Below are 23,902 nucleotides of genomic sequence, written 5' to 3' on the forward strand. Positions count from 1 at the left end.
GCCGTGGACGACCGTCCCGCCGTGCCAACTCCCTTGCAGGGAACCGGTATGCGCTGGTCGCCCGAGGGGACGGCCGATGGTTGCCACGACTACTCAGCAAGGAACAACCATGAAGATCGGTTTTGCGCTCCCGCAGTTTCACAAGCAGGCCCTGGGCATAGCCCGGACCGCGGAGTTCGCGCGCGAGGCGGAGAACGCGGGGGCCGCCAGCCTCTGGGTGGGCGACCGCAACCTGGCCGCCGTCAACCCCAAGGTCGGCTACGGCGGGCAGGGCGACTCGATTCCGGCCGAACTCAACACGGCCGCCGACCCGTTCGTACTCCTCGCCATCGCCGCGAGCGCCACCGAACGCGTACTGCTCGGAACGCATGTACTCATCGCCCCGTTGTACCCGCCCGTCCAGCTGGCCAGGTCGCTCACCAGCATCGACGTGATCAGCGACGGGCGTCTGCTGCCCGGTTTCGGAATCGGCTGGTCGCCCGAGGAGTACGAGGCGGCCGGCTCGGACTTCACCCGGCGCGGCGCCCGGATGAACGAACTGCTCGACGCCCTCGATGCCATCTGGACCACCGACCCGGCCCAGTACAGCGGTGAGCTGATCTCGGTGCCCCTGCACCATTCCCCCCTCAAGCCCTCCCGGCGCCCGCGTCCGCCCTTCTACCTCGGCGCCATGTCCGAGCGCGCCCTGCGCCGGGTCGCCGAGCGCGGTGACGGCTGGCTGCCGCTGGTCGTGGTGCCGAGTTACGTGGACGTCGACGGGCTGGTGAACCAGCGGGCGGCCATCGACCTGTGGGCCCGGGAGGCCGGCCGGAACCCGTCCGCGATCGATGCCGTCCTGCGGGTCAACATCGATGCGGGCACCTCGGCCCAGCAGGTCGCCGACACCATCAAGGCTGTCCACGAGCGAACCGGCATCGACCACTTCATGGTCGACTCCATGTACGCCGTCCACAGCGTCGACGAGTCCCTGACCGTCGCCACCGAACTGATCGCCCTGGTCGAAAAGGGCTGAGTGCCTGTTTTCCGATCCCGGATTCCGAGCAGCTTGGGCGCCGTGGCTTGGTTGGGTGCCCAAGGGCGCTGGGTGTCGGCGCCTGGGCTGCGGCGAGCGGTTGCGGTCAGGGGCACGGTCCGACGCCTTGTACTGCTCGGCAGCATGCTGCTCCAGGCAGTGGTGGGTTGACCGCCGGCTGAAGCGGCACCTGGCGGCCGTGCAACGTGGCGAGGGCGAGCGAGAGTGTGACGCGGGAGCGGTACGACGAGATCGTCGCCGAGATGCGGGCGGAGATGCGGGCGGATCACCGGATCCAGTTCGTCGCGGAGACCGCGCCCTGCAAGTGGCCCCGTTGGGGCCGCACGGCGGGTCCATGCCGAACGGGGACATGACCTGTACTCCGTCACGGAGTCGCTGCACCTGCTGTTCGGAGGACACCGGCATCCTCTACGGCACGATCGAGCGGCACAGCTGGACGGCTTCCCGGTGCCCGGCCGGCCACCGTACGGCCTAGTCACGGGCCTGCTCGCCAGGCCGTGACGTCGGCCGGCCCCGAATGCCACACCCTGACATCTGTCAGGGTCGCGGCGTCCCTGGCGTGGTCTACGGTTCGAGGCGCTGACTCGGGGGAGCTCTTGGCCGCTCCGGCATCTGGAGCAGAGATGTGAGCGCTCCGGTCGGGTAATAGCAGCAGCCGTGGTGACTACATCTCGCCGTTGGAATGGCTGCATCGGTTGCGACTACGGAGGAGATCAAATGAGGTTGGGAAGAATCAGACGACGGTCGGCTGCGATGGTCGTGACGATGATCGCCGCGGTCCTTGTTCCGCTGGCTGCACAGGCACCAGCACAGGCAGCACCGAACGTTGCGACCGGAACGGCCGCATGGACACCGGAGATCTACCCGCTGTTCTCAGGCGAGTGGGTAAAGCGGGATGTGTCGGGTGCCCAGCGGAACAGTGAGCTGATCACGTGCTCCTTGGCATCTGGAATCGCCTGCGTGGCGATCGGTCAGGGCGACGGCAAGCACAGCATCTTCCACCTCTTCAAGTGCGATACGCGGTCGCTCTCGAACTTCGTCGACGCGCTCTCTGTCCGCAACAACCAGACTGGCGGCGCCCAGGTCCATTTCTGGGGTCCCCAGTACTCGTACTACGCCCCCGCGGACGGCAACATCTACAACTTCCCGGACCACGCGACGTACGACTTCAATCGTCTCGACATCTGCTGAGGGCACATCGATCCGGGCACGCTGATCATGGTGTCCGGGTCGATCCCCCTGTCGCGGCCGGTGTCGCCGCCGGGGCGATCGTTCGGTTCGGCACAGTGCGCTACGCTCTCGGCCCTCCGCCCGGCCCGGGCGGGCAGGACACGACGACAGGGGGGCGCGATGCGAGCTGGTACGGGGCTTCGGTCGCTGGTACCGCTGCTGATCTGCGGGGTCATGGCCGCGGCGGCGGGCTGCGGAGGTTCCACCGACGAACAGGGCGGTGAGTCCCTGGAGTTGGAGGCGAAGTGGCACGACAGGATCAGCGAGGCGGTGAGCGCGAAGCCCGACGGCTGCCGGGCGGGCGTGGGCAGTGCCTGCGAGACCCATGCGGCGGCCGTGCACGTGGTCACCGAGCAGTTGCACAAGGAGGTGGAGGCACGCCCCGACAAGGAGCGCTACCAGGCGACACTTGACGGCACCACCGCCATCGACGAGTCCTACGACCAGTACTTCACCCAGCTGTGCGCCACCGTGCCCGAGACGACGGTCGACGCTGCCACGACCCAGAAGTTCACGACCTGCTCCGGGCTCTACACCTCGATCATCACGGACGCGGGCGACCTCCAGAACAATCTGCGCCCGTCCGAGTAGCCCAGGGCGGGCCGAGGTCAGGTCAGGCCAGGCCGGAAGCGGGACGATCGCCTGCCTTCGACGCTGCGGCCGGGCGGGTCGCAGCCGACCTGAGTCAGTCGGCCCCTTCGAGGTCAGTCGGCCCCTTCCAGGTCAGTCGGTCCCTTCGAGGTACGACGCCAGGTTGGCCAGCGAGGAGGCGATCCCCGTTTCGTGGTCCGCCTGGTCGATGCCGGGCGGCACATCCGTCGCGGTGACGGTCACCTCGGTTCCGTCACCGGCGGCGGCGAGCTGCCAGGTCATCGTCATGGTGCCCGCGAACGACGGGTCGTCGGCCTCGAAGACCGCCCGCTGCACCACGCGTTCCGCCGGCACCAGTTCGGCGAACCCCACGTCGACGACATCCGTCGCGTCCGACGTCTTGCCGGGACTGTCGGTGGGGTCGAGGTAGGTGAGGACCATCCGGAATCCGCCACCCGGGCGGGGATCCCACCACTCGACCCGCCCGCGCATGCCGTCCGGCGGCAACCAGGCTTCCAGCGACTCCCGGTCCATGAGGGCGTCGTAGACATTCGCCGGTGGTGCCGCGATCATCCGGCTGGCGCGGTCGGTCCTGTCCATGGCCCGAGTCTAGGGCGAAGGTGGTTCCGCGCGCGGCGCAGAGTGACGGTGTCCGGGCCACCGCGGGGAAGAGGGCCGTGCCAGGGTGGCTGTCACCCGACGTGTCCGCTCCCGTACAGTCCGCCTTGGCGCCGGCGCACCGTCATGGCCGTGCCCGGCGGTTGACCAGGAGAGGAAACATGGACACTGAAGCCGGTCCCGGCTCCCCCTCGTACACCCCCGGAACCGGGCGGCCGTTCCCCGAAGCCGAGCCTGAGCTCGTGAAGCGGTGGCATTCGGGCGGCGGCGAACTGGTCGAGCTGCTGTCCCAGGTGCGCGAGCGCTTCGGCGGCGTCGCCGCGTTCCGGCTCGGTCCGACCCCCACCGTTCTCGTCACCGACCCGCAAGCGGTCCAGCACGTACTGGCCCGGTATCCGGAGCGGTACGTCAAGCGCTCCCACCGCGCCCGTGTGCTGATCGGCGACGGTGTCCTGGCCGCCACCGGTGCGGCATGGAAGCAGCAACGCCGCCTGCTGCAGTCCCAGTTCACCGGTACCGGGATGCGCCGCTACGAACAGCGGATCACCGATGCCGCCCGGACCACCGCAGGACGCTGGGACGCGTACGCCCGTACCGGGCAGTCCTTCGATGTCGGCCAGGAGATGCGCCGCTTCGCCCTGGACTCCATCTGGCGCTCCCTCACCGGGCACGCCCTCGATGACGAGACCGAGCGCGAACTGGCCGCCATGGAAAGCGTGGGGGCCGCCCTGCCGACTCTGCCCGCCGATATCGGCGACGCCCGGAACGCCGTTGCCGCCGATCTCGCCCGGATCGACGCGGTCGCGCGGCACGCCATCGAGGCCGCCCGCGGCGGAGCGGCCGGTCCCGACGGCCCGGGCCTGCTGCACGTCCTGCTCGACGCCGCCGCCGAGCACCCCGAGTACACCGACCGGCTGATCCGCGACGAGCTGGTCACGCTGCTGGCGGCCGGGCACGAGACCACCGCCACCACCCTGAACTGGCTCTACCTGCTCCTCGACCGGAACCCCGGCGCCCGCGAACAAGCGCTGGCCGCCGGCGGCGAGGGATCCCCGGAACGCCGCCAGGCCATCCAGGCCCTGATCCACGAAACGCTCCGGCTCTACCCGTCGGCCTGGATCCTGCCCCGCCACGCCACCGAGGACGACACGCTCGCCGGGTACGCCGTCGAGGCGGGCACCGACCTCCTGGTCTGCCCGTACCTCACGCACCGGGATCCCGAACTCTGGCCGGACCCGGAGGACTTCGACCCCCAGCGCTTCATCACGCCGGGCGCCCGCCCCACCCACCCGGGCGCCTACTTCCCCTTCGGCATCGGCCCCCGCGCCTGCCTCGGCCTGCAGTTCGCACTCCGCGAATCAACCGTCCTGCTCGAACACCTGCTACCGGCCCACACGCCGGTCTTCTCCTCCACCCCCACGAAGGCGGTACACGGAATCACCGTCCGCCCGGACGGCCCGACTCCGGCGGCCTTGGCTCCGCCGGTCACCTGAAGCGGGCCGTTCCCGTGCCCCACGCTCACCAGAGCCCGCTGGGCTCCCTTCCGGCCGCCCGGAGCAGGATGTCCCGTGTGGAACCCATCCCGAACTTGTCCACTTCACTGGAGAGTTCGGCCACGTCCAGCAGGAGCGGCCGGATGTCGACACCGGCGTCCCGGGCCTCCCCGCACAGACCGTTCAGGCTGACCATCATGTCCCGTGTGTCGCGGCCCTGATCCTCGACCGACATCTCCACCAGTCGCTGCCTGAAGCCTTGGGGCGTGGGCTCGAAGGGCAGCGTCGTCGCCCAGCCGAACGAGTGACACCGCTCCAGGAGCGCGCGCAGGGCGGCCCTGACCTCCTCGTCGCCCTCCTCGTAGCGAGAAAGGACGTCCCGCAGCGCCGCCTCGGCCTCCGCCCGAATCCCCGCCTCGTCCAGCGGACGCGGGCCCTCCTGCATCTTCCGCATCCAGTCGGGGTCGGTCGGATCAACCGGCCTCGTCGCGATGGGCTCGATGCACGCATCGATCACCGCCACCCATTCCTCGAGCTCCGCCAGTTCCCCCACCACGCGCCCCTTCCCCCGTCCGACCATCGGCGGCAGCATGCCACGGCCCGCCTCCGCTGCCGGAGGGCGGCAGAGTTCCGCAAGGCATTCGTGCCGGAAGCGCCCGTTCGTCTGTACTCACCTGCTGAGTACGGTGGCGTGAGCGGCCCCGGGCGATCTGTGCCGGGGCGCGATCGTGGTGAACGGTCCGAGGCGAGCGCGGGGTGAGGTGAGGGTGGTTGGTCTACCTGGTGCTGACTGCGACGGCGGTCGGGTCCGTCGTGGTGGCCGCCGCGATCGTGCTGGTGGGCCGTCAGAGGCGCCGGATGGATTCCGGTCCGGAAGCGCGGCGCATCGAAGCGGCGGCCACGAGAGGCGTGCGCGATGCGCGCCGCCAGGCTCATGCCCAGCAGCATTTCAACGATGCCGGCGGCATCGGCGCTCTGCGGGATCGCGACTCCCTCTCGTAGGGACTCGCGGTAGGAACCCGTAGGGACTCGCGGTAGGGACTCGCAGGGACCGCGGTAAGGACCCGCGGGGACAAGGAGACGACCTCGGACAACCCCTCGCTCCACCGATGACCGGATCGGTCCGCTCCTGGACCCGATGCGGCCTGGCCCCGGCCCTCCCTCGCGGCCCAGGCTTGGGGCATGACCCGAGCACTGATCGTCATTGATGTCCAGGAGTCCTTCCGGGCCCGTCCGCTGTGGGAGACCACCTCTGATCTGAAGATCGCCGACCAGGTGAACCGCCTGGTCCGGCTCTCCCGTCAGGCCGGGGACCTGGTCGTATGGGTGCTGCACTCCGACCCCGGCAGCGGGGGTGTCTTCGATCCGGCCCTCGGCCATGTCCGGCTCATGGAGGAACTGGAGCGGGCGGACGGGGAACCGCTGATCCACAAGACCTCGCACAACGCCTTCACCACCACCAACCTGCAGCAGCTGCTCACCGAGCGCGGTGTCAGCGAACTCATCGTCTGCGGCATCCGCACCGAGCAGTGCGTGGAGACCACCACCCGCGTCGCCGGCGACTTCGGCTACCAGGTCACCTTCGTCACCGACGCGACCGCGACCAATCCCATCCCCCACCGCGACGCCCCCTCCGACCAGAGCGTCGCCGAGCTGCTGGCCGACCCGCTCACGCTCCCCGCCGAAGAGGTCATCAGGCGCACCGAGTACGCCCTGGCCGGACGCTTCGCCACCATCGCGACCGTCGACGAGCTGGAGGCGGCGGCAGGACGTAGGGCATGATGACCGAATCGTGAGCCACATCGTCTTCTTCCTCGTGCCCGGAGTCCATCTGCTGGACCTGGCCGGCCCCGCGCAGGTCTTCTCGACGGCCGCCGACTTCGGGCACCCCTACACGCTGTCGTACGTCGCCGAGCGGCCGCAGATCTCCACCGCGCAGGGCCTGCCGCTGGTGGCCGTGCTGGACTGGCCCGAGCTCGGTCCCGAGGACCTGATCGTGGTGCCCGGCTGGCGGGCTGCGACCCTGGCCGACAGTCCCGCCATCGGTGCCGCCTCCCTCCAGGTCCTGCGGGACCACCACGCCAGAGGGGGGACGGTGGCCAGCGTGTGCGCCGGAGCCGAGGCGCTCGGCCAGGCCCGCCTGCTGGACGGCCGACGCTGCACCACCCACCACGACGTGACGGACACTCACCCGCCTCTTCAACCGCGCCACGGGACTCACCCCCCTGCGTTACCAGCAGGCCCTGCGCCTCGAACGTGCCCAACACCTCATCAGCCACGGCGCGACAACCGACGCCGCCGCACGCTCAGTCGGCTTCGAGGACCCCCGCATGCTGCGCCGCCTCCGCGCCCGCGCGGCCTGACGAAGCCGACACCCGGGCGAGCGTACGACGTCTCCTGCGGTGCGGCAGTTCGAGGGCCGGGTCAACACCGAGCCCGTCGGCGCCCTGCCTGACCGCACCCTCGACGAAGTCAGTTGGCGACGGTCAGGCACTTGCCGCTGTGGCGTGCTGCTGTTCTCGTTGATGACACGGAAGAAGCCGTTGCCCTGGGACTCCAGCCTCCAGAGCGGCAGGAATCGGGCTCTGCCCTGCCTCACGCCTCGCAGAAGCTCTTGGGGTCGCCGGCATCCGCGGTGCAGGTGTCGGTGTTGGCGCCCCCGTCGAGGGAGTCGTTGCCGAAGATGTTGTCCACGCCGTTGAGGGTGTCGTTCCCGGGGCCGCCGATGAGGGTGTCGGAACCGACGCCGCCGATGCTCTGGACGAGGTCGCCCTGGAGCGTGTCGTTGCCCGCCCCGCCGACCAGCCGGTCGTTGCCCCCGAAGCCGAGCATGTTGTCGTTCAACGCGCTCCCGGTGATCGTGTCGCCGAACTGGCTGCCGTAGATGGCCTCCACGTCGGTGAGGACGTTGTCGCCCTCCCCGCCGGTGCCGTCGTCGGCGGTGTTGTCGAAGTCGACGACCACGCCCGAGGTGCTCTCCAGGTAGCTGACGATGTCGAAGCCGCCTCCGCCGCGGAGCGTGTCTGCGCCGGGCCCGCCCACGAGGAGGTCGCTGACGGGGCCGCCGTTCACGGTGTCGTTGCCCGCCCCACCGTTGAGGACGTTGGTGTTGCCCTGGGTGGAGCCTCCGTTGATGGTGTCACCGCCCGACTCCCCGTTCAGTTCTCCGCGGACGGCGGCGGTTTTGGTGATGGTGTCGTTGCCGTCCCCGGCGTTGACCACGACCGAGGCGCGGATGAGATCGATCGAGCAGGCAACCGAACCGTTGATCTGGACCGCGCAACCGGTTCCGGCCGTGAGGGTGTCGGCGGTGTCCTGGATGAAGACGACGCTCCCCGACAGGCTGACCGTGATGTTGTTCGCGCGGCCCGCCGCCGCGTTCACGACGACGTTGTCGCCGCTCCTGAAAACACCGGTGGCCGCGTTGGCCGGCCCTCCGGTCAGGGTTACCGCGGAACCTGCCATCGCGGCGACCACCATGACCCGTAACAGCGCGTTTCTGCCCATCGACTGCCCCTCCGTTGTGTCTTCCGTTGTGTCTGCACTGCGCTTTCCGCGTGTTTCCGCGACCGCCGTGCGGTTGAAGGCCGGCACTCACCTGAGTCATGGCCGGCGTTTCCATGACTCAGAGTGCCGCCGGCTGGGTGGGATGGCGTGAGTAGTCGGTACTCAACAGCCGCCGGGGACAAGCGCGTTACCGAGCAAGCGCCTGAAATCCGCGCTCGACCGGGCGCGGCGGGCGCGGGCGTCATGGGCCACAACGGGCGGGCCGGGCGTCGTCGTCTACGAAAGGCGCGGCTGGTGATCCACTCGTGCGGCGGGCGGTGGTGTCCTGAGGGTCTGGGCCAGCTCGCGCCGGGTGGTGACGCCGAGTTTGGCGTAGGCGCGGTGGAGGTGGTTGTCGACGGTGCGTACCGACAGGGTCAGGGCGTCGGCGATGTCCTTGCTGGCGTTACCGAGCGCGGCGAGGAGGGCTATCTCGCGTTCGCGGTCGGTGAGCGGAGCGGTGGACTGGGCGGTGGTCAGCAGTGGCGTGCGGGCGCCTTCGCAGCGGGCCGGGGCGGCCGCGGCCCGCTGGGCGGCCGCCGAGGCGCGGCGGGCCTGGTGTGCCCGGCGCCAGGCGGCCGCGGCGGCGGTGGCCGCCTCGGCGGCGAGCAGCTCCGCGCCGACTGCCTGGCACGCGTCGGCCGCCTGGAGGAGCCGGTCGGGGTCGTCGGCCGCCAGCGCGGCCGCCAGTTGGGCGCGGGCCGGGGCAAGTGCCCCGTCGCATCTCTCCGCGAGTGCGGTCAGCCGGTCCGTGACGTCCTTCGCTCCGCCGAGACGGGCCACATCGGTCAGCAGCAGTGCCTCGCCGGTGAGATGGCCGGTCGAGCGGGCGGCAAGGGCGGCGGCGGTGAGCACGGACCGTGCCCGGCCCAGATGTCCGCGAGCGGCCAACAGCCATGCTTCGCCCAGGCGTTCCTCCCCTGCCGACACCAGGCCCGGTGCCAGCGGCGGCAGGGCGCGATGTTCGGCCAGCGACGCTTCGGCCGCGTCCAGATCCCCCAGTACGGCCGCACACGCGGCGAGGCCGCCGAGCACCGGGCGCAGGGCCATGGTGTGGTCGAAGGAACGGGCCAGGGCGGCCGCCTCGGCCCACCAGCGGCGGGCGGTCGCCGGCCGCCCGGCCAGCCACTCCGCACGTCCGAGAAAGACCGCCAGCCAGACCCGTACGACGGAGTCGGCGGCGACCAGTTCGGCGTAGGTGCGCTCGCCCTCGCGACGGGCTTCGTCCGGGAGGCCCGCTTCGGTGAGAGCGAGGACGAGCGGGATGCGCTGGACGGCGGGATGGGAGACGAGGGCGTGTTCGTCGACCTTCCGGTGGCCGGCGTGTGCGCGCTCCGCCCAGGTGACGGCCTCGCGCGTGCGGCCCACCAGTGCCAGCGCGAAGGGTTTCATCCAGGCGCCTCGAAGCCAGACGTTGACGTCGGGCGCGTCACCGACGTCGGTCTCCAGGTCCTCCAGGAATGTCAGCCCCTGGGCCGGCTGACCGGCGGCGATCCGCATGAAGCCCTCATTGATCTTGAGCTTGCGGCGGCCGGCCGGGCTGGTGATCCGGTCCAGGGCGGTGTCGTTGACCGCGAGTGCCGCGGCGAGAGGGGCGTTGCTCCACAGCAGGTTCAGCGTCCGGACCAGTGCGACCGCCAGTTTGTCCGGCTCACCGATGGCGACGGCGTCGGCCTGGGCGATCGCCGCCTCGGCCTGGTCCCAGCGGCCCATCTCGAAGAAGGCGTGGCCGAGTATCAGGCCGGTGGCTGTGGTGCGGTGCTTCTCGGGCAGGGCCCCCAGGAGCGCGACGATCTGGGGGTAGTCGTGTGCGTGGCGAGCCAGTAGGGCGGCCTGGGTGAGAAGGGCGGGGTCGGCGGTGCCGGTGGCGGCCAGCCGCCAGGTGGCGATGCGCAGCAGGTCACCGCGGCGGCGGGCCCCGCGCGCCTCGACGCGTACTGCCTGCTCCAGGAGCAGGGACCGGCGGCGCAGGACCGGAAGGCTGGCCCGCAGGACCTCGCCGTACAGCGGGTGGGCGAGGGACACGGCGGTGCGCCGCCGGTCCTGCGTGATGCGGACCAGTCCGGCCTGTTCCAAGGCCGCCATCACCTGCGGCGGGGCCAGGTCTTCGGCATCGGCCAGGGTCAACGGCTCGCACAGCGCCAGCAGTTCCAGCACGGGGCGTCCGGCGGAATCGGCGGTGGCCAGCCGACTGCCGATCACTTCGGTCAGCCGTGCGGTGGCCGGCAGTCGGCCCTCGGCCAGGTGCCAGATCTCCCCGTCCTCGGTCAGGTCCCCGGCGGTCAGGGCGCCCAGGACCAGTTCGCGCAGGTACAGCACATTGCCGCCGCTGGCAGCCGACAGCTCGTGCAGACTGCGCCGGTCGACCGCACCGCCGAGCGCGGCATGGAGCAGCGCCTCGATCTGCTCCGCGCTCAGTACGGTCAGGTCGACCCGGTACACCGCGTCTCCGCCCCGCAGCGCCGTGACGGCCTTCCCGTACGGCTCACCGCTGCGGACGGTGCCGATCAGCAGGAGCACGCCGGTGTCCATCAGTTGCCGCAGCAGCACCGCCGAGGCCGAGTCCAGCAGATGCATGTCGTCGACCAGCAGCACCCACCGTCTCCGCCCGGGGCCGGCGGCCAGCCGTTCGGCGACCGCGGCGAACCCGGCCACCGGGTCCGACAGATCCACCCCCGCGGGCAGCAGATGCGCGATCGCCCCCAGTGGCACGGCACCCGCCGCGGCACTCGCCGTGGCCCGCCCCACCCGGAAACCCGCCGCCGATGCCCGGCCCAGACACTCCTCGGCCAGCCGGGACTTGCCCACCCCGGCCGGCCCGCCCACCACGAACCCCCGGCACTCCCGGTCCGCCAGCGCCGCGGCGAAGGAGTCCAACTCCTCCTCGCGGCCCACCAACGGCCAACGCCCCACCCGATCCCGCACCACGGCTCCCCCTGGCAGGGCACGGCACGTGTACACCCCTCGACGGGCATCCCCGGCCACGCTCCACGCACTCAGCACGTGCACGATTCGCTTGACGCCAAGTGAGTCTAGGAACGCCCGACGGAGGGGGCCAACCGGCTCTCCGACGCTTCTCCGAGTCGGTCTACGTGCCTGACCCGGTTGACGTGGTTGACCTGGTTGACGTGGTTGCCTTCTCTACGAGGGGGACCATGTCCCCTACCCCCATTCGGTATAGCCGTTCACATGCTCGAAGCAGCTGATCGTCTTGGGCCCCGCTATTCCATCGACGCCTCCCGCGCACCAGGAGTACTGCTGGGAGCCCTGGATTCGCGTGGTCCAGTCCCTGGTGCGGGGACCGAGGATGCCGTACGAGAGGTTGTACTCAGGCACCAGGAAGTGCCCACTCCCGGGGATGAGTGGATTGTCGTAACTCGTGATGTAGCACGCGCCGGGAGACGCTTCGGCCGGAGCGGCGACGAGGAGCGAGGCGGCGGGTGAAGGACAGTACTACGCTCGTTCATCGGCGTCGCCACACTGGAGCGGCTCGACAGGAACACCTCGGTCCGACGTGTGGTCACCCGCCCTCGGTCAGGTGACCACTGGTCAGCAGCCGGCTACTCCGGCTGTGTCACCGTCAGAGCCCACCGAAGGGACTCCGTGGAGGCGTCGACGGCCACGAAGAAGGATCCCGGCCGAACCACACCGGCGTCCATGGTCACCGAACCCACTCCGGCAGCCCCTGACGGACAATCAACCGAGAACGCGGCAACCTCCGTCTGCTGCGACTCCATCGTCACCCGCACGCTGCCGCCACCCTCGCAGGCCACGGTGAGGACGGTCGGCAGCCCCTCCCACGCTCCGCCCGACGCGACGCCGCCGTCTCCCACGCGTTCCTCCACCCACACCAGGCCGTCCGGACCCGGGTGGGGCAACAAGACATCGGTCGACGCAGTGGCAGGGCCCGCCACCACACCCGTAAGCCCTAACGCCACCAGCGCCGTCACGGCCAGAGCTTTCCTCGTCCGTCTCACGTTCGCCCCTTCTCGATTCGTCATGGACACCACAGTCTGACCTTGGTGCCTGACCGCGCACATGAGTTCACGTACTCAGGAGGCCTCGGCTCGGGCCTTCCGGGCGACCGCTGGATCCCGAACACTGGATCCCGAGCGCAAGATCCCCAACGCAGGCTGCCGAGCGCAGGCTGCCGTTCAGGTCACTGCGATGGGGTCGTCCTCCGCGGCGGTGCGGAGGGGTTCGTCGGTGTCCATTGCAGGAGGAAGCGCAGCGCTTCCTGGGAGGCGGAGTCGGATGCGGTGTAGGCCACCAGCAGCTGGTCGGGGTAGGTGTCGACGGAGAACTGCTGGACGTCGAGGGTCACAGTGCCCGCTACCGGGTGATGGTAGGTCTTGGTGAGCTGCCTCGGCCCGCGCACCTGGTGGCCGGCCCACCAGGTGCGGAAGTCCGGGTCACGGACGCTGAGTTCACCGACCAGGGCGGTCAGGGTCCGGTCGTCGGGGCGGCGGCCCGCCTCCATCCGGAGGACGGCGACGCACTCGCGTGCGGCGCGCGGCCAGTCCGCGTACAAGGCGCGGAAGGAGTCGTCGAGGAAGGTCAGCCGGATCAGGTTGCGCTCGGCCGGCGGCAGGGTGCCGAAGTCGGTCAGCAGGGCGGCCGCTCCCCGGTTCCAGGCCAGCACGTCCATACGCCGATGCAGCACCATCGCGGGAACGTCGCGCATGCCGTCCAGCAGGCTCCGCAGCCGTGGGGCGACCTCCGGCCTGCCCGACGGCCGCGGGCGGGCGCCGGGACCGACATCGGCCAGGGTGAACAGGTAGGAGCGTTCGTCCGGGGCGAGCTGCAGCGCGTCGGCGAGCGCGTCCAGGACCGGACGGGAGACCCGTCGGGTGCGGCCCTGTTCCAGCCGGACGACGTAGTCCACGCTCACGTGCGCGAGCTGGGCCAGCTCCTCCCGGCGCAGCCCAGGGACGCGGCGCAGGCGTCCGTCGTCCGGCAGGCCGATGCTGTGCGGGTCGAGGGCCGCGCGGCGGGCGCGCAGAAAGTCGCCCAGGTCGTTGCCGTCGGAAGGATTGGCAGGCTCTTCCATGACTCCAGTGTCCGCAAGTTCTCGGTCACGTGCCTGGTACTGGTCTGCATAGGCAGCATCGTCCCTGGCACCAGCCGGAGGGCGGCATGACCGTGGTGGACGCGGTCGCCGGACCCTGGGCGACTGCCGGAACTCGCCACCGAGGCGAGCCCGCCCCCGTACGGCTGGAGACCATCATCATGAGGACAGACACCATGAGGACAGGCGTCACGAAGGCAAGCGTCACGAAGGCAGACGCCACAAAGGCAGACGTCACCTTTCTCAGCGCCGGCCTGAAGCTCGCCGGCCACCTCTACACCCCCGGAGATGTCCTCGGCGACTCCCTCGATGGCGAAACCGCCGGACCGCGCCCTGCCATCGTCGTGGGCCATCCCGGCAGCGGTGTGAAGGAGCAGGCCGCCGGACTGTACGCGCGGCGCCTCGCCGGGCAGGGCTTCGTCACGCTCGCGTACGACGCCGCCTTTCAGGGTGCGAGCGAGGGCACCCCGCGTGGCCTGGAGGACCCGGCCCACCGGGTCGAGGACATCAAGGCGGCCGTGTCGTACCTGACCACGCTCGACGAGGTCGACACCGACCGGATCGGGGCTCTGGGCATCTGCGCCTCCGGCGGGTACGTACTTTCCGCCGCCGCGACCGACCATCGCATCAAGGCGGTCGGCACCGTCAGTGGCGTCGACATCGCCCGCCAGTTCCGGCTGGGTGCCGACGGCGCTCAGGACCCGGCCGCCATCCAGGGCATGCTCGACGCCGCCGCGGCCGCGCGTACCGCCGAGGCCCTCAGTGAAGGCGTCCAGAGCTTCCGGCTCTTCCCCGACACCATCGAGCAGGCCCTCGCCCTCGGTGGCCGGCACGCCGCCGACGGCTTCGAGTACTACTGCACGGACCGCGCCCAGCACCCACGGTCGGCGAAGTTCCTCACCTGGTCCAGCATCGACCGCATGGTCTTCTTCGATGCCTTCGCCTTCGTCGACCTGATCTCGCCGCGCCCACTGCTGATGATCGTCGGACGTGAAGCGGTGACCTCGTGGATGAGCGTCGAGGCGTTCCAGAAGGCCCGCGGCCCGAAGGAACTGCACTGGATCGACGGCGCCCGCCACGTCGACCTGTACGACAAGGACGAGTGCGTCACGCCTGCCATCGCCGAGTTGGCCGGCTTCTTCCGCACCCGGCCGGCCGCGACTGCCCGGAACGACGCCCATCCCGGGGACCGCACACCGCCGACGCCGAACTGACCGAATGTGCCCCCTTGCCCGGGCAGTGGGGCTCCATCACTGTCGTTGCGCACCGCCCTTCACCTGATGACCGCCCACCGTCGGAGATCCCCATGCTGCGGGTGCACTTCACGCCCGACGACATCGCACATGTACGTGTCGCCGCCGCCCCCGACCCCCTGTGGGAAATCGTCAACAGCTTCCAGGCGCTGATCAGGGAGGAGAACGCCCTGGTGTTCGGCGAGTGGCGGCGCCTCGTGCGGCCCCGACTGGGTCCGGCGGACGGTCTGCTCGCCGCGCTGCTGCCGCCCCGCGGTTACTTCCCGGACTTCCTCACGCCCGACCTGGGCGGCTCCCCCGGGCTGGAGAGCGCTGTCGACACCGTGCTCGGCACACCCCGGTCCGACCTGCGCGGCGATCTGGCCAGGCTCGTCGCACCCCCGGCCCGACCGCGACCACTGCCGGCCGAGGCCCGTGCTCTCGCCGAGGGCACGCTCGAGGCCCTGCAGCGGCTGGGCGCCGCACTGCACGGGTACCACCGGCGAGCGCTCGCCGCCTTCTGGCCGCACATCCGGGCGCAGGTGGACGCCGACCGTGCCGTGCGCGCCCGGGCGGTGCTGGGAGGCGGAACCGACGGGCTGCTGGCGAGCCTCCGGCCCGTACTGCGCTGGCAGCCGCCGGTACTTGAGGCCGACTACCCGGTCGACCACGAACTGCGGCTCGATGGGCGGGGGTTACTGCTGCAACCGTCGTTCTTCTGTTCCCGGCGGCCCGTCACTCTCGCCGTGCCACTCCCCGACCGCACGCCGGTCCTGGTCTATCCGATCCAACACACGCTCGGCTGGGCGCTGGCGCCCGGCGCCACGGGCCGGAGCACGGGACTGGGCGCGCTGCTCGGCCGCACGCGGGCCGCCATCCTGGAGGAGGTCGTGACCGGGCGTACGACCGGTGAACTGGCGGAGCGTATCGGCGTTTCCGGGGCTGCGGTGAGCCAGCACACGGCCGTGCTGCGGCAGGCCGGACTGCTGCTGAGCGTGCGCCGCAGCAAGCACGTGCTGCACACCATCACTCCGGCGGGGCTCGTCCTCCTCGACGGCACACCGCACACGCCGCACATCCCGTTCAGCCCTCTGACGTCTGACAACTGACGCCTCACGCCTGCCCGTTGGCGCCAGGCGTGAGGCGAGAGACGCCTGAGAGGCGGCTTCCGTTTAAGCCACGGCTTCAACGTGTGGCGGCCACGCGACGGCCGGCGACAGCCTGGCACCACGAACGGGGCCACACCACCACCGGGTGCCTCGTATGTCGCGTCCTGAACAGGGGGATCAACCGAATGCGCAGAATGCACAGCGTGCACGGAGTGCGTGGCAGGCGTTCCGTCCTCGGCCTCATCGGTGCCTTGGCTCTGATGCTGGCTGCTGTCTTCGCGGCCGGACCGGCCCAAGCGTCCGTCGCCTCGGACGACGGTGCGGCCGACCGGGTACTGACCGCGCCACCGGCGCCGCAGGACGCACAGTCGGCGTCGACCCGGTCCGCGGCGGCGAACTCGCCGAGCGTCTCGCCGTCCGCCAGGTCCACCCACGTGGCACCCGGCGGCTCCTTCAGCTGCCCCAGCGGAAACCTCTGCACGGAGGTCTGGGATCCCACCACGAACAGCTGGGAGATCTTCTTCCTCTACTCCTGCAACCGGTACTACACGTCGTACTGGGACGGCGCCGGCTACTACTACGACTTCCAGACCGGCGGCGTCACCTCGTACTTCTACGGCCAGAGCGGCAACGTCCTCCACTCCTTCAGGCCCGACTCGGCCCTGCACTCCTACACCTGGACCCCCGTCTGGAGCATCCGCAACTGCTGAGCACGCGTACGCGTTGACGTCCGCCCCGGCACCGCACTCAGGAGAGTGCCGCGCCGGGGCGGACGTATCAGAACCGGTGGCGGGCCACCGACCGCCCGGGGTGACGACCCGGGCATGCGCGACGCCGTCTCCGTCAGTTGCCGGCGACTCCGTCCTGCGCCCGCAAGAATCGTGGGCATGGCATTACACGCGAACCAGACCCGCGCCCTGTCCTTCGACTCCATCGCCGCGCAGTACGCCGCCACCCGCCCCGGCTATCCACCCGCCCTCTTCGACGCCGTGGAAGAGCTCGCCGGCCGACGACTGGCCGGCGCCGACGTGCTGGACTGCGGGGCCGGCACCGGTATCGCCACCCGGCTGCTGCGCGAGCGCGGCGCCCGCGTGGTCGCGATGGAGCCGGGCGCCGGTATGGCCGCGGAGCTGCGCCGGGCCGGGCCCAAGGTCCCGTTGGTGCGGGGCGAGGGGAACCGTCTGCCCTTCGCCGCCGGCAGCTTCGATGTGATCGCCTACGCGCAGGCCTGGCACTGGACCGACCCGACCCGCTCCGTCCCCGAGGCGTTGCGCGTGCTGCGCCCGCACGGCGTACTGGCCCTGTGGTGGAATCAGGCCGACATCCGCGTCCCATGGGTCGCGGCGGAGGAGGACCGGCTCGCGCCCTTCACCCGCGGCTTCCCGACGACGGTGGCCGAGCTGTTCGCCCCGTTCGCGGTCCGGGTGGACACCCGTGAGATCACCTGGTCGCGCCGGATCACCGTCGAGGAACACATCCGCAACCTGGCCACGCACTCGCACTTCGTGGTCATGGATCCCGCCGAGCGCGCCGAACTCCTCGGCGCGAACCGCACCGTGCTGGCTCGACTCTTCCCCGACGGCGAGCTCGACGAGCCGTACCGATGCGGCCTGACCGTCGTACGACCGGCCACCGCTCAGGCCTGATCGGAGCCTGGAACCCCCGGGTGCGAGGACAAGTCCCAGGCACCCCGGCGACCACGTCCGCACCACAAAGTAAGGTGAGCCTTACTTCGGGATAGTGTTCCATGTGCGGCCACTCGCTGGACGCACGTACGTTGGGAGTTGGCCTTGCCGCACACGATCGACACCACCGGGAACGGGCCGGACGCGGTGACCGAGGAGGGCTGGGTCGAGCTGACGTCGAGCGCCGAGTTGCGTGAACTGCTGGGCGAGCCCTGGCCCATCGTGATCGAGAAGGTTCACGACCAACTCACCGACAAGGACCGGGACATAGTGACCCAGTCACCCTTCTGCCTACTGGCCACCTCCGACGCGGGCGGCAACTGCGACGTCTCCCCTCGCGGGGACGCACCGGGTTTCACGTACGTCATCGACTCACGCACGCTCGCCCTGCCCGACCGGCCCGGGAACCGGCGGGGCGACAGCTTCCACAACGTCCTCGACAACCCGCACGCCGGTCTGCTGTACCTGATACCCGGCAGCAAGGAAGTCCTGAGGGTCAACGGCCGGGCCCGCATCCTCACCGACGCCCCATTCTTCGACGCCATGAAGCTGGACGACCAGCGCCCCACGCTGGCCCTGGTCCTGGAGATCGACGAGATCTATCTGCACTGCCCGCAGTCGCTGCGCCGCTCGGGAGTGTGGAATCCGGCATCCTGGCAGACCGGCTGAGCCGCTCTCGGGACACCCTTTCCAAGATCAATTTAGGGTAGGCTAACCTTCACCGCGTGAGATCTGGTGAAGAAGCAGCAGACGCCCCGCGTCTGCGCGGTCATGAGCTGTCGGCCACGGGTGTGACCGTGTCGTACGACGGCGTCGACGTCGTACACGACGCCTCGGTCGCGCTCCAGCCCGGCGAGGTGACCGTTCTGGTAGGTCCCAACGGCAGCGGCAAGTCGACGCTCCTGCGGACGATCGCCCGGTTGCAGCGGGGCCGTCACGCCACGCTCAGGATCGACGGCGACACCGACGGCCTCGCCCTGAGTGCCCGTGAGTTCGCGCGCCATGTCGCCCTGCTGACCCAGGGCCGCCCCACGCCCAGCGGACTGACCGTGCGGGACGTCGTCGAGTTCGGCCGCTACCCGTACCGGGGCCGCTTCGGCCGGCCCGATCCGGACGCGTCGGCCGCGATCGACCGGGCGCTCGCCCTGACCGGTGTCACGGACCTCGCCGAACGGGGCGCCGACCACCTGTCCGGCGGCCAGTTGCAGCGGGTGTGGCTCGCCAGTTGCCTCGCCCAGGAGACCGGCGTGCTGCTGCTCGACGAGCCGACCACCTATCTCGACCTGCGCTACCAGATCGAACTCCTCGACCTCATCCGCGACCTGGCGGACGACCACGGGATCGCCGTCGGAGTCGTCCTGCACGACCTCGACCAGGCGGCGGCCATCGCCGACCGGATCACGCTGCTCGAAGCGGGCCGGATCGTCGCCGACGGCCTGCCCGAGGACGTCCTCACACCGGAACGCCTGACCGCCGTCTACGGCATCCGGATCGACGTCGACACAGACCCCCTCACCGGCCGACTGCGCACCCGCCCGATCGGCCGCCACCACACACGAGACAATCGAACCGAAAGGCTCGGCACCACCTCATGAGACGCCTCCTGCTCACCGCGGCCGCCACCACCGCCGCCGCGCTCGCCCTTGCCGCCTGCGGCACCACCGAGCCCGCCGCGGACAAGTCCGAGAAAGAGTCGGAGGCCATCACCCTCACCGACGGCACCGGCGCGAAGCTCAAGCTCGACGGCCCGGCCACCAAGGTCGTCGCCACCGAGTGGAACGAGGTCGAGAGCCTCATCACGCTCGGCGTCGACCCGGTCGGCGTCGCCGACGTCAAGGGCTACAAGACCTGGGACACCGCCGTCCCGCTCAAGAACGAGCCGAAGGACATCGGCACACGCGGCGAGCCGAGCATGGACACCGTCGCCTCCCTCTCGCCCGACCTCATCGTGGCCTCCTCCGACCTTCCGCCCGCGGCCGTGAAGCAGCTGCGCAAGATCGCCCCGGTGCTGGGGATCAAGTCCGCAGACGCCTCGGACCAGGTCGGTCAGATGCTGGAGAACCTCGACCTCATCGCCAAGGCCACCGGCACCACCGACAAGGCCGAGACTGCCCGTGCGAACTTCGAGGCCAAGGTCGCCGAGGGCAAGAAGGCCCTGGCCGACGCCGGTCTCGACGGCACGGACTTCGCCTTCGCCGACGGTTACGTCACCTCCAACCAGGTCTCCCTGCGCCCGTACACCAGCGGCTCGCTCATCGGGGCCGTCAACGAGCGGATCGGCCTGAAGAACGCCTGGAAGGTCAAGGGCGACGCGGCCTACGGCCTCGGGACCACCGACGTCGAGGGCCTCACCGCCCTGCCGAAGGACGTCCGGTTCGCCTACATAGGCAACGACGGCGACAAGGGCAGCACGCCCTTCACCGGCGCGCTGGCGAAGAACGCCGTATGGAAGTCCCTGCCGTTCGTGAAGGCCGACAAGGTGCACCGACTGCCCGATGGGATCTGGATGTTCGGCGGCCCCCAGTCGATGGAGGCGTACATCGACGCCGTCGTCGACGCACTGACGAAGTAGACGCCCCGGAAAGAAAAAGAAGCAGAAGCAGAAGCAGACGAAGTATCGGAGCCATGGCCGTCACCGCAACGCCTCCCGCCGTCACCCGTCCGCCGACGGCCGCGTCCCGGACGGGCGCGGTCGCGGTGACGGCCGGGCTCGTCCTCCTGGTCGCCGCCCTCGCCGTCGTCGACATCACCCAGGGCACCGCGGCCGTCGGACCGGCCGAGGTGTTCAAGGCCCTGACCGGGCAGGCCGATCCGTCCGACGCGTCCGTCGTGATCGCCTCCCGGCTGCCGCGGATGACCGCCGGCATCCTGGTCGGCGTCATCCTCGGCGTGGCGGGCGCCGTACTGCAGGCCGTCAGCCGCAACGTCCTCGCCGCTCCCGACACCCTCGCGGTGAACGCCGGTTCGTACCTGGCGCTCGGACTGGTCGGCGCCACCGGCGTCTCGCTCCCGCTGCTCGCCTCCTCCGGGGTCGCCTTCGTCGGCGGGCTCCTGGCCGCGGCCGTCGTACTCGCCCTGTCCGGCCTCGGCACGGGAACCGTACGACTGGTCCTCGCCGGCACCGCGCTGGCGCTGGGCCTGACCTCCATGACGGAAAGCCTGCTCCTGCTGTTCCCCGAGCAGACCGAGGGCCTCTACCAGTGGAACCAGGGCAGCATCAGCCAGAACGGCTTCGACGGTGTCCTGCAGATGCTGCCCGTCGCCCTGACCGGAGTCGTCGGCCTGCTGCTGACCTCCCGTCGGGTCGACGCACTCGCCCTGGGTGACGACGCCGCGCGCGGACTGGGCGTCCCGGTCCGCGCCACCCGCGTGACCGTGGTCGTACTGGCCACGCTGCTGTCCGCGGCGGCGGTCACGCTCGCCGGGCCCATCGGCTTCGTCGGCCTGTGCGCACCGGCCCTGGTGCGTCCACTCGCCCGCCGGTTCCGCGGTCTCGTCCGCACTCGTACGAACCTGCCGGTGGCCGGTGTGGTCGGCGCGGGCCTGGTCCTCGGCTCGGACGTGCTGCTGCGGGCCCTCGTACCCTCGGACACGGCCGTCGCCGTCCCCACCGGCGTCGTCACCAGCCTCATCGGCGCCGTGTTCCTGGTGGTGATGGCCCTGCGGCTGCGGGACACGGCCGGAGCCGAGGCACCGGACCGGATGCGCATCCCCAGCCGGACGGCGTTCCTGGCCACACTGGCCGCCCTCGTCGCCGTGGTCGTCGGCGTCACGATCACCGGCGCGCTGCTGGGCGACAGCAAGCTCCTGCTCGGCGATGTCGTGAACTGGGCGCAGGGGCGGGCCGGTCGGACCGTGTCCTTCGTTCTCGACACCCGGATGCCCCGGGTGCTCGCGGCCCTGTGCGCGGGCGCGGCGCTCGCCCTGGCCGGCACGCTGGTGCAGGCCGTGACCCGCAACCCGCTCGCGGAGCCGGGGGTGCTGGGCGTGTCCGGCGGAGCCGCACTGGGCGCCGTGCTCCTCGTCACCACCGTTCCCGTCGCCGGCACCTGGAGCGTCGCGGGGGCCGCCTTCGCGGGCGCCGCGATCACCTCCGTCATCGTCTTCGGGCTGGCCGCCCGGGGCGGCTACCGGCAGAACCGGTTGGTCCTCGTCGGCATCGGCATGGCCGCCGGTACGACGGCACTGGTCAGCCTGCTCATCGTGCTCACCGACCCGTTCAACGCCACCAAGGCGCTGACCTGGCTGTCCGGTTCGACGTACGGCCGGACCATGCCGGACGTACTGCCCGTCGCGCTCGTGCTGGTGCTGGGCCTTGTCGTCGCGGTCGCCCGGCGCACCGAGCTGGACCTCATCTCCCTGGACGCGGACACCCCTCGGCTCCTCGGCCTGCGACTGTCCCCGGCCAGGCTCGGCTTCCTGGTGGTGAGCGTCCTGCTCAGCGCGACGGCCGTCGCCTCGGCCGGCACCATCGGCTTCGTGGGCCTCGTGGCCCCGCACGCGGCACGTGCCCTCGTGGGCCGGCGGCACGTACGGGTCGTGCCAGTCGCCGTCCTCCTCGGCGCCGCGCTCGTGTGCACGGCCGACCTCCTCGGCCGCACGGTCATCGCCCCCGCCCAACTGGGCGCCGGCCTGATGACGGCGGTCATCGGCACTCCGTACTTCCTGTATCTGCTGGTACGAAGCCGGCGCTAGCCGCGCGGGACCGTGTGCTCGCTCTGACCGTTGCGGTGGATGGGGCTGGGCAGCGTCCGGGCCTGCGTGAAAAGCTCACCCCGGGTGGAGCCGGACGATCACGGACGGCGGCCACCGTACGAGACAGGCACGACGAGAGGTGGCGGCATGCGCATCGGACTGCTCGGTACTGGGCCCTGGGCCGACATGGCTCACGCTCCCGCCCTGAGCGGGCATCGCGAACTGGACTTCGTGGGGGTCTGGGGCAGGCGCGCCGACGCGGCCAAGGCGCTGGCCGACCGTCACGGGACACAGGCGTACGAGGATGTCGACGCCCTCCTCGCCAAGGTGGACGCGGTCGCCATTGCCCTGCCTCCGTCCGTGCAGGCCCCGCTCGCGGCGCGCGCCGCGCGGGCGAACTGCCATCTGCTGCTGGACAAGCCTCTCGCGGCGACCGTGGAGGAGGGCCGCGCCGTCGTCGAGGCGGTCGAGCAGGCCGGCGTCGCCTCGGTCGTCTTCTTCACCAGCCGCTTCCAGCCCGAGATCCAGGCCTGGATCGCCGAACAGGCCGCCACGGAGGGCTGGTTCACCGCGCGCGCCGAGTGGCTCGGCGCCGTGTTCACGAGCGACAGCCCGTTCGCCGCGTCGCCGTGGCGGCAGGAGAAGGGCGGACTCTGGGATGTCGGCCCGCACGCCCTGTCCGTGCTGATGCCGGTGCTCGGCGACGTCGAGCGGGTGGCCGCCGCCGCGCGGGGCCCGAAGGACACCGTTCACCTGGTGCTCCACCACGTCGGCGGGGCGTCGAGCACCCTGACTCTCAGCCTGACGGCCCCGCCCGCGGCCGCCGGAGCCGCCGTCGAGCTGCGGGGCAAGGCCGGGGTGACCGTTCTGCCCGGGTCCGCCGAAGGGGCGGTCGAGGCTCTCACCCGGGCCGCCGACGCCCTCCTCGAAGCCGCCCGCACCGGTCGCCCGCATCCGTGCGACGCCGCCTTCGGCCTGCGGGTGACGGAGATCCTCACGGATGCGGAAGCACAGTTGGGCACCGCTCCCCCGGTCCGCTGAGAGCGCTACGGAACTGAATCACCGGCGTGTGCCTAACTCCCGGCACACGCCGGCGCGTCCGCGTCGAGGGACAGCGGGCTGCCCTTGGGCACGAGGTAGGTGACGTACAACTCGACCGGCTCGGTCCCGAGGTTGCGCCCGACGTGGACGTGACGGGACCCGGCCGGCTCGATGAACGAAGTGCCCGCCTGGCTGACCTCCACCGAGCAGTCCTGCAGCGTGCGAGTGAGTGTGCCCGACTTGACGACGGCGATGAGCTGGCCCGGGTGGTAGTGCCAGCCCGTCGTGCCGCCCGGCGCGATGGTGATGGACCGGACGATGACGTCCGTACGCCCCTTGGCCTTGACCTTCAGTGTCCCGGCCGAGGTGCCCTGGGCGAGAACCGTGCCGGTGACCCCGCTGCCGGGAGTGGCGAGTGCGGAACTCGACCCGAAGGCGAGTGCGGCCGCGCAGCCGGTCATGACGAACGTTCTGCGGACCTTGCCCAGCCGAGACGTGCTGCTCACGGGGATCCTCCTCCGGATCGGCCAACTCATCGGCTTTTCCGACGAGTTGGGCCCG

23 protein-coding genes and 1 pseudogene are annotated in these 23,902 nt (G+C 70.8%); 16 read left to right on the forward strand and 8 right to left on the reverse strand.

Translation table 11 applies throughout. The features are described from left to right. Window positions 1-109: 109 nt before the first annotated feature. The 3 genes from ACIBEI_RS07135 (at window position 110) to ACIBEI_RS07145 (ending at window position 2,854) form a co-directional block, all read left to right on the forward strand. On the forward strand, window positions 110-1,012 hold the full coding sequence (locus ACIBEI_RS07135; RefSeq protein ID WP_398885901.1) for a TIGR03619 family F420-dependent LLM class oxidoreductase: 903 nt from the start codon (window positions 110-112) through the stop codon (window positions 1,010-1,012). 981 nt (window positions 1,013-1,993) lie between these two features. Beyond that, window positions 1,994-2,224 carry a hypothetical protein gene (locus ACIBEI_RS07140; protein WP_398885903.1) on the forward strand — a complete coding sequence of 77 codons (231 nt, stop codon included), beginning with the start codon at window positions 1,994-1,996 and terminating at the stop codon, window positions 2,222-2,224. A 159-nt stretch (window positions 2,225-2,383) separates the two neighbouring features. Beyond that, complete coding sequence (locus ACIBEI_RS07145; RefSeq protein ID WP_398885905.1) at window positions 2,384-2,854, forward strand: hypothetical protein; 471 nt, start codon at window positions 2,384-2,386, stop codon at window positions 2,852-2,854. Window positions 2,855-2,986: 132 nt separating this feature from the next. On the opposite strand, the gene ACIBEI_RS07150 is transcribed toward ACIBEI_RS07145, so the two are convergent. Continuing rightward, entirely contained in the window at window positions 2,987-3,454 is a 468-nt protein-coding gene (locus tag ACIBEI_RS07150; protein WP_398885907.1) for an SRPBCC family protein, read from the reverse strand. 179 nt (window positions 3,455-3,633) lie between these two features. Here ACIBEI_RS07150 and ACIBEI_RS07155 point away from each other — a divergent pair, with 179 nt between their 5' ends. Then, window positions 3,634-4,965: a cytochrome P450 gene (locus tag ACIBEI_RS07155; protein ID WP_398885909.1), complete on the forward strand. Its 1,332-nt coding sequence runs from the start codon at window positions 3,634-3,636 to the stop codon at window positions 4,963-4,965. Between the two features lie 25 nt (window positions 4,966-4,990). Here the strand turns inward: ACIBEI_RS07155 and ACIBEI_RS07160 are convergent, their stop codons facing one another. Further along, window positions 4,991-5,545: a hypothetical protein gene (locus ACIBEI_RS07160; RefSeq protein ID WP_398885911.1), complete on the reverse strand. Its 555-nt coding sequence runs from the start codon at window positions 5,543-5,545 to the stop codon at window positions 4,991-4,993. 191 nt (window positions 5,546-5,736) lie between these two features. On the opposite strand from ACIBEI_RS07160, the gene ACIBEI_RS07165 reads away from it, so the two are divergent. The 3 genes and pseudogenes from ACIBEI_RS07165 (at window position 5,737) to ACIBEI_RS07175 (ending at window position 7,328) form a co-directional block, all read left to right on the forward strand. Further along, window positions 5,737-5,967, forward strand: a complete 231-nt coding sequence (locus ACIBEI_RS07165; protein ID WP_398885912.1) for a hypothetical protein — start codon at window positions 5,737-5,739, stop codon at window positions 5,965-5,967. Between the two features lie 180 nt (window positions 5,968-6,147). Further along, window positions 6,148-6,747 (forward strand): isochorismatase family protein, encoded by a 600-nt coding sequence (locus ACIBEI_RS07170; RefSeq protein WP_398885914.1) that lies wholly within the window; start codon window positions 6,148-6,150, stop codon window positions 6,745-6,747. A gap of 10 nt (window positions 6,748-6,757) precedes the next feature. Then, window positions 6,758-7,328: pseudogene (locus ACIBEI_RS07175) on the forward strand (DJ-1/PfpI family protein). Window positions 7,329-7,560: 232 nt separating this feature from the next. Here ACIBEI_RS07175 and ACIBEI_RS07180 read toward each other — a convergent pair. From ACIBEI_RS07180 to ACIBEI_RS07200, 5 genes are all read right to left on the reverse strand, one after another. After that, window positions 7,561-8,472 carry a calcium-binding protein gene (locus ACIBEI_RS07180; protein ID WP_398885916.1) on the reverse strand — a complete coding sequence of 304 codons (912 nt, stop codon included), beginning with the start codon at window positions 8,470-8,472 and terminating at the stop codon, window positions 7,561-7,563. A 276-nt stretch (window positions 8,473-8,748) separates the two neighbouring features. Continuing rightward, complete coding sequence (locus ACIBEI_RS07185) at window positions 8,749-11,436, reverse strand: LuxR C-terminal-related transcriptional regulator (RefSeq protein ID WP_398885918.1); 2,688 nt, start codon at window positions 11,434-11,436, stop codon at window positions 8,749-8,751. Window positions 11,437-11,673: 237 nt separating this feature from the next. Beyond that, a complete protein-coding gene (locus ACIBEI_RS07190) occupies window positions 11,674-11,847 on the reverse strand; it encodes a hypothetical protein (protein ID WP_398885920.1) in 174 nt (57 codons plus the stop codon). A gap of 224 nt (window positions 11,848-12,071) precedes the next feature. Continuing rightward, window positions 12,072-12,488: a hypothetical protein gene (locus tag ACIBEI_RS07195; RefSeq protein WP_398885922.1), complete on the reverse strand. Its 417-nt coding sequence runs from the start codon at window positions 12,486-12,488 to the stop codon at window positions 12,072-12,074. A gap of 182 nt (window positions 12,489-12,670) precedes the next feature. After that, entirely contained in the window at window positions 12,671-13,561 is an 891-nt protein-coding gene (locus ACIBEI_RS07200) for a helix-turn-helix transcriptional regulator (protein WP_398885924.1), read from the reverse strand. Window positions 13,562-13,755: 194 nt separating this feature from the next. Between ACIBEI_RS07200 and ACIBEI_RS07205 the strand changes: the two genes are divergently transcribed. The 9 genes from ACIBEI_RS07205 (at window position 13,756) to ACIBEI_RS07245 (ending at window position 23,341) form a co-directional block, all read left to right on the forward strand. Continuing rightward, window positions 13,756-14,793, forward strand: a complete 1,038-nt coding sequence (locus ACIBEI_RS07205) for an alpha/beta hydrolase (RefSeq protein ID WP_398886329.1) — start codon at window positions 13,756-13,758, stop codon at window positions 14,791-14,793. Between the two features lie 92 nt (window positions 14,794-14,885). Next, entirely contained in the window at window positions 14,886-15,920 is a 1,035-nt protein-coding gene (locus tag ACIBEI_RS07210; protein WP_398885926.1) for an ArsR/SmtB family transcription factor, read from the forward strand. Window positions 15,921-16,123: 203 nt separating this feature from the next. Continuing rightward, window positions 16,124-16,630 carry a hypothetical protein gene (locus tag ACIBEI_RS07215; RefSeq protein ID WP_398885928.1) on the forward strand — a complete coding sequence of 169 codons (507 nt, stop codon included), beginning with the start codon at window positions 16,124-16,126 and terminating at the stop codon, window positions 16,628-16,630. Window positions 16,631-16,807: 177 nt separating this feature from the next. Then, on the forward strand, window positions 16,808-17,566 hold the full coding sequence (locus tag ACIBEI_RS07220; protein WP_398885930.1) for a class I SAM-dependent methyltransferase: 759 nt from the start codon (window positions 16,808-16,810) through the stop codon (window positions 17,564-17,566). 144 nt (window positions 17,567-17,710) lie between these two features. Beyond that, window positions 17,711-18,274 carry an MSMEG_1061 family FMN-dependent PPOX-type flavoprotein gene (locus ACIBEI_RS07225; protein WP_398885932.1) on the forward strand — a complete coding sequence of 188 codons (564 nt, stop codon included), beginning with the start codon at window positions 17,711-17,713 and terminating at the stop codon, window positions 18,272-18,274. Between the two features lie 56 nt (window positions 18,275-18,330). Further along, window positions 18,331-19,200 (forward strand): ABC transporter ATP-binding protein, encoded by an 870-nt coding sequence (locus ACIBEI_RS07230; RefSeq protein ID WP_398885934.1) that lies wholly within the window; start codon window positions 18,331-18,333, stop codon window positions 19,198-19,200. After that, the gene (locus tag ACIBEI_RS07235; protein ID WP_398885936.1) at window positions 19,197-20,177 is read left to right on the forward strand and encodes an iron-siderophore ABC transporter substrate-binding protein; all 981 of its coding nucleotides are present in this window, start codon (window positions 19,197-19,199) and stop codon (window positions 20,175-20,177) included. The genes ACIBEI_RS07230 and ACIBEI_RS07235 overlap by 4 nt, the downstream gene beginning before the upstream one ends. A 53-nt stretch (window positions 20,178-20,230) precedes the next feature. Next, complete coding sequence (locus ACIBEI_RS07240; protein WP_398885938.1) at window positions 20,231-22,300, forward strand: iron ABC transporter permease; 2,070 nt, start codon at window positions 20,231-20,233, stop codon at window positions 22,298-22,300. A gap of 147 nt (window positions 22,301-22,447) precedes the next feature. Then, complete coding sequence (locus ACIBEI_RS07245) at window positions 22,448-23,341, forward strand: Gfo/Idh/MocA family protein (protein ID WP_398885940.1); 894 nt, start codon at window positions 22,448-22,450, stop codon at window positions 23,339-23,341. Window positions 23,342-23,373: 32 nt separating this feature from the next. Here ACIBEI_RS07245 and ACIBEI_RS07250 read toward each other — a convergent pair whose 3' ends face one another. Further along, complete coding sequence (locus ACIBEI_RS07250; RefSeq protein WP_398886331.1) at window positions 23,374-23,802, reverse strand: cupin domain-containing protein; 429 nt, start codon at window positions 23,800-23,802, stop codon at window positions 23,374-23,376. Window positions 23,803-23,902 lie beyond the last annotated feature (100 nt).

This window comes from Streptomyces sp. NPDC050988, assembly GCF_044456225.1.
Classification (GTDB): Bacteria; Actinomycetota; Actinomycetes; order Streptomycetales; family Streptomycetaceae; genus Streptomyces.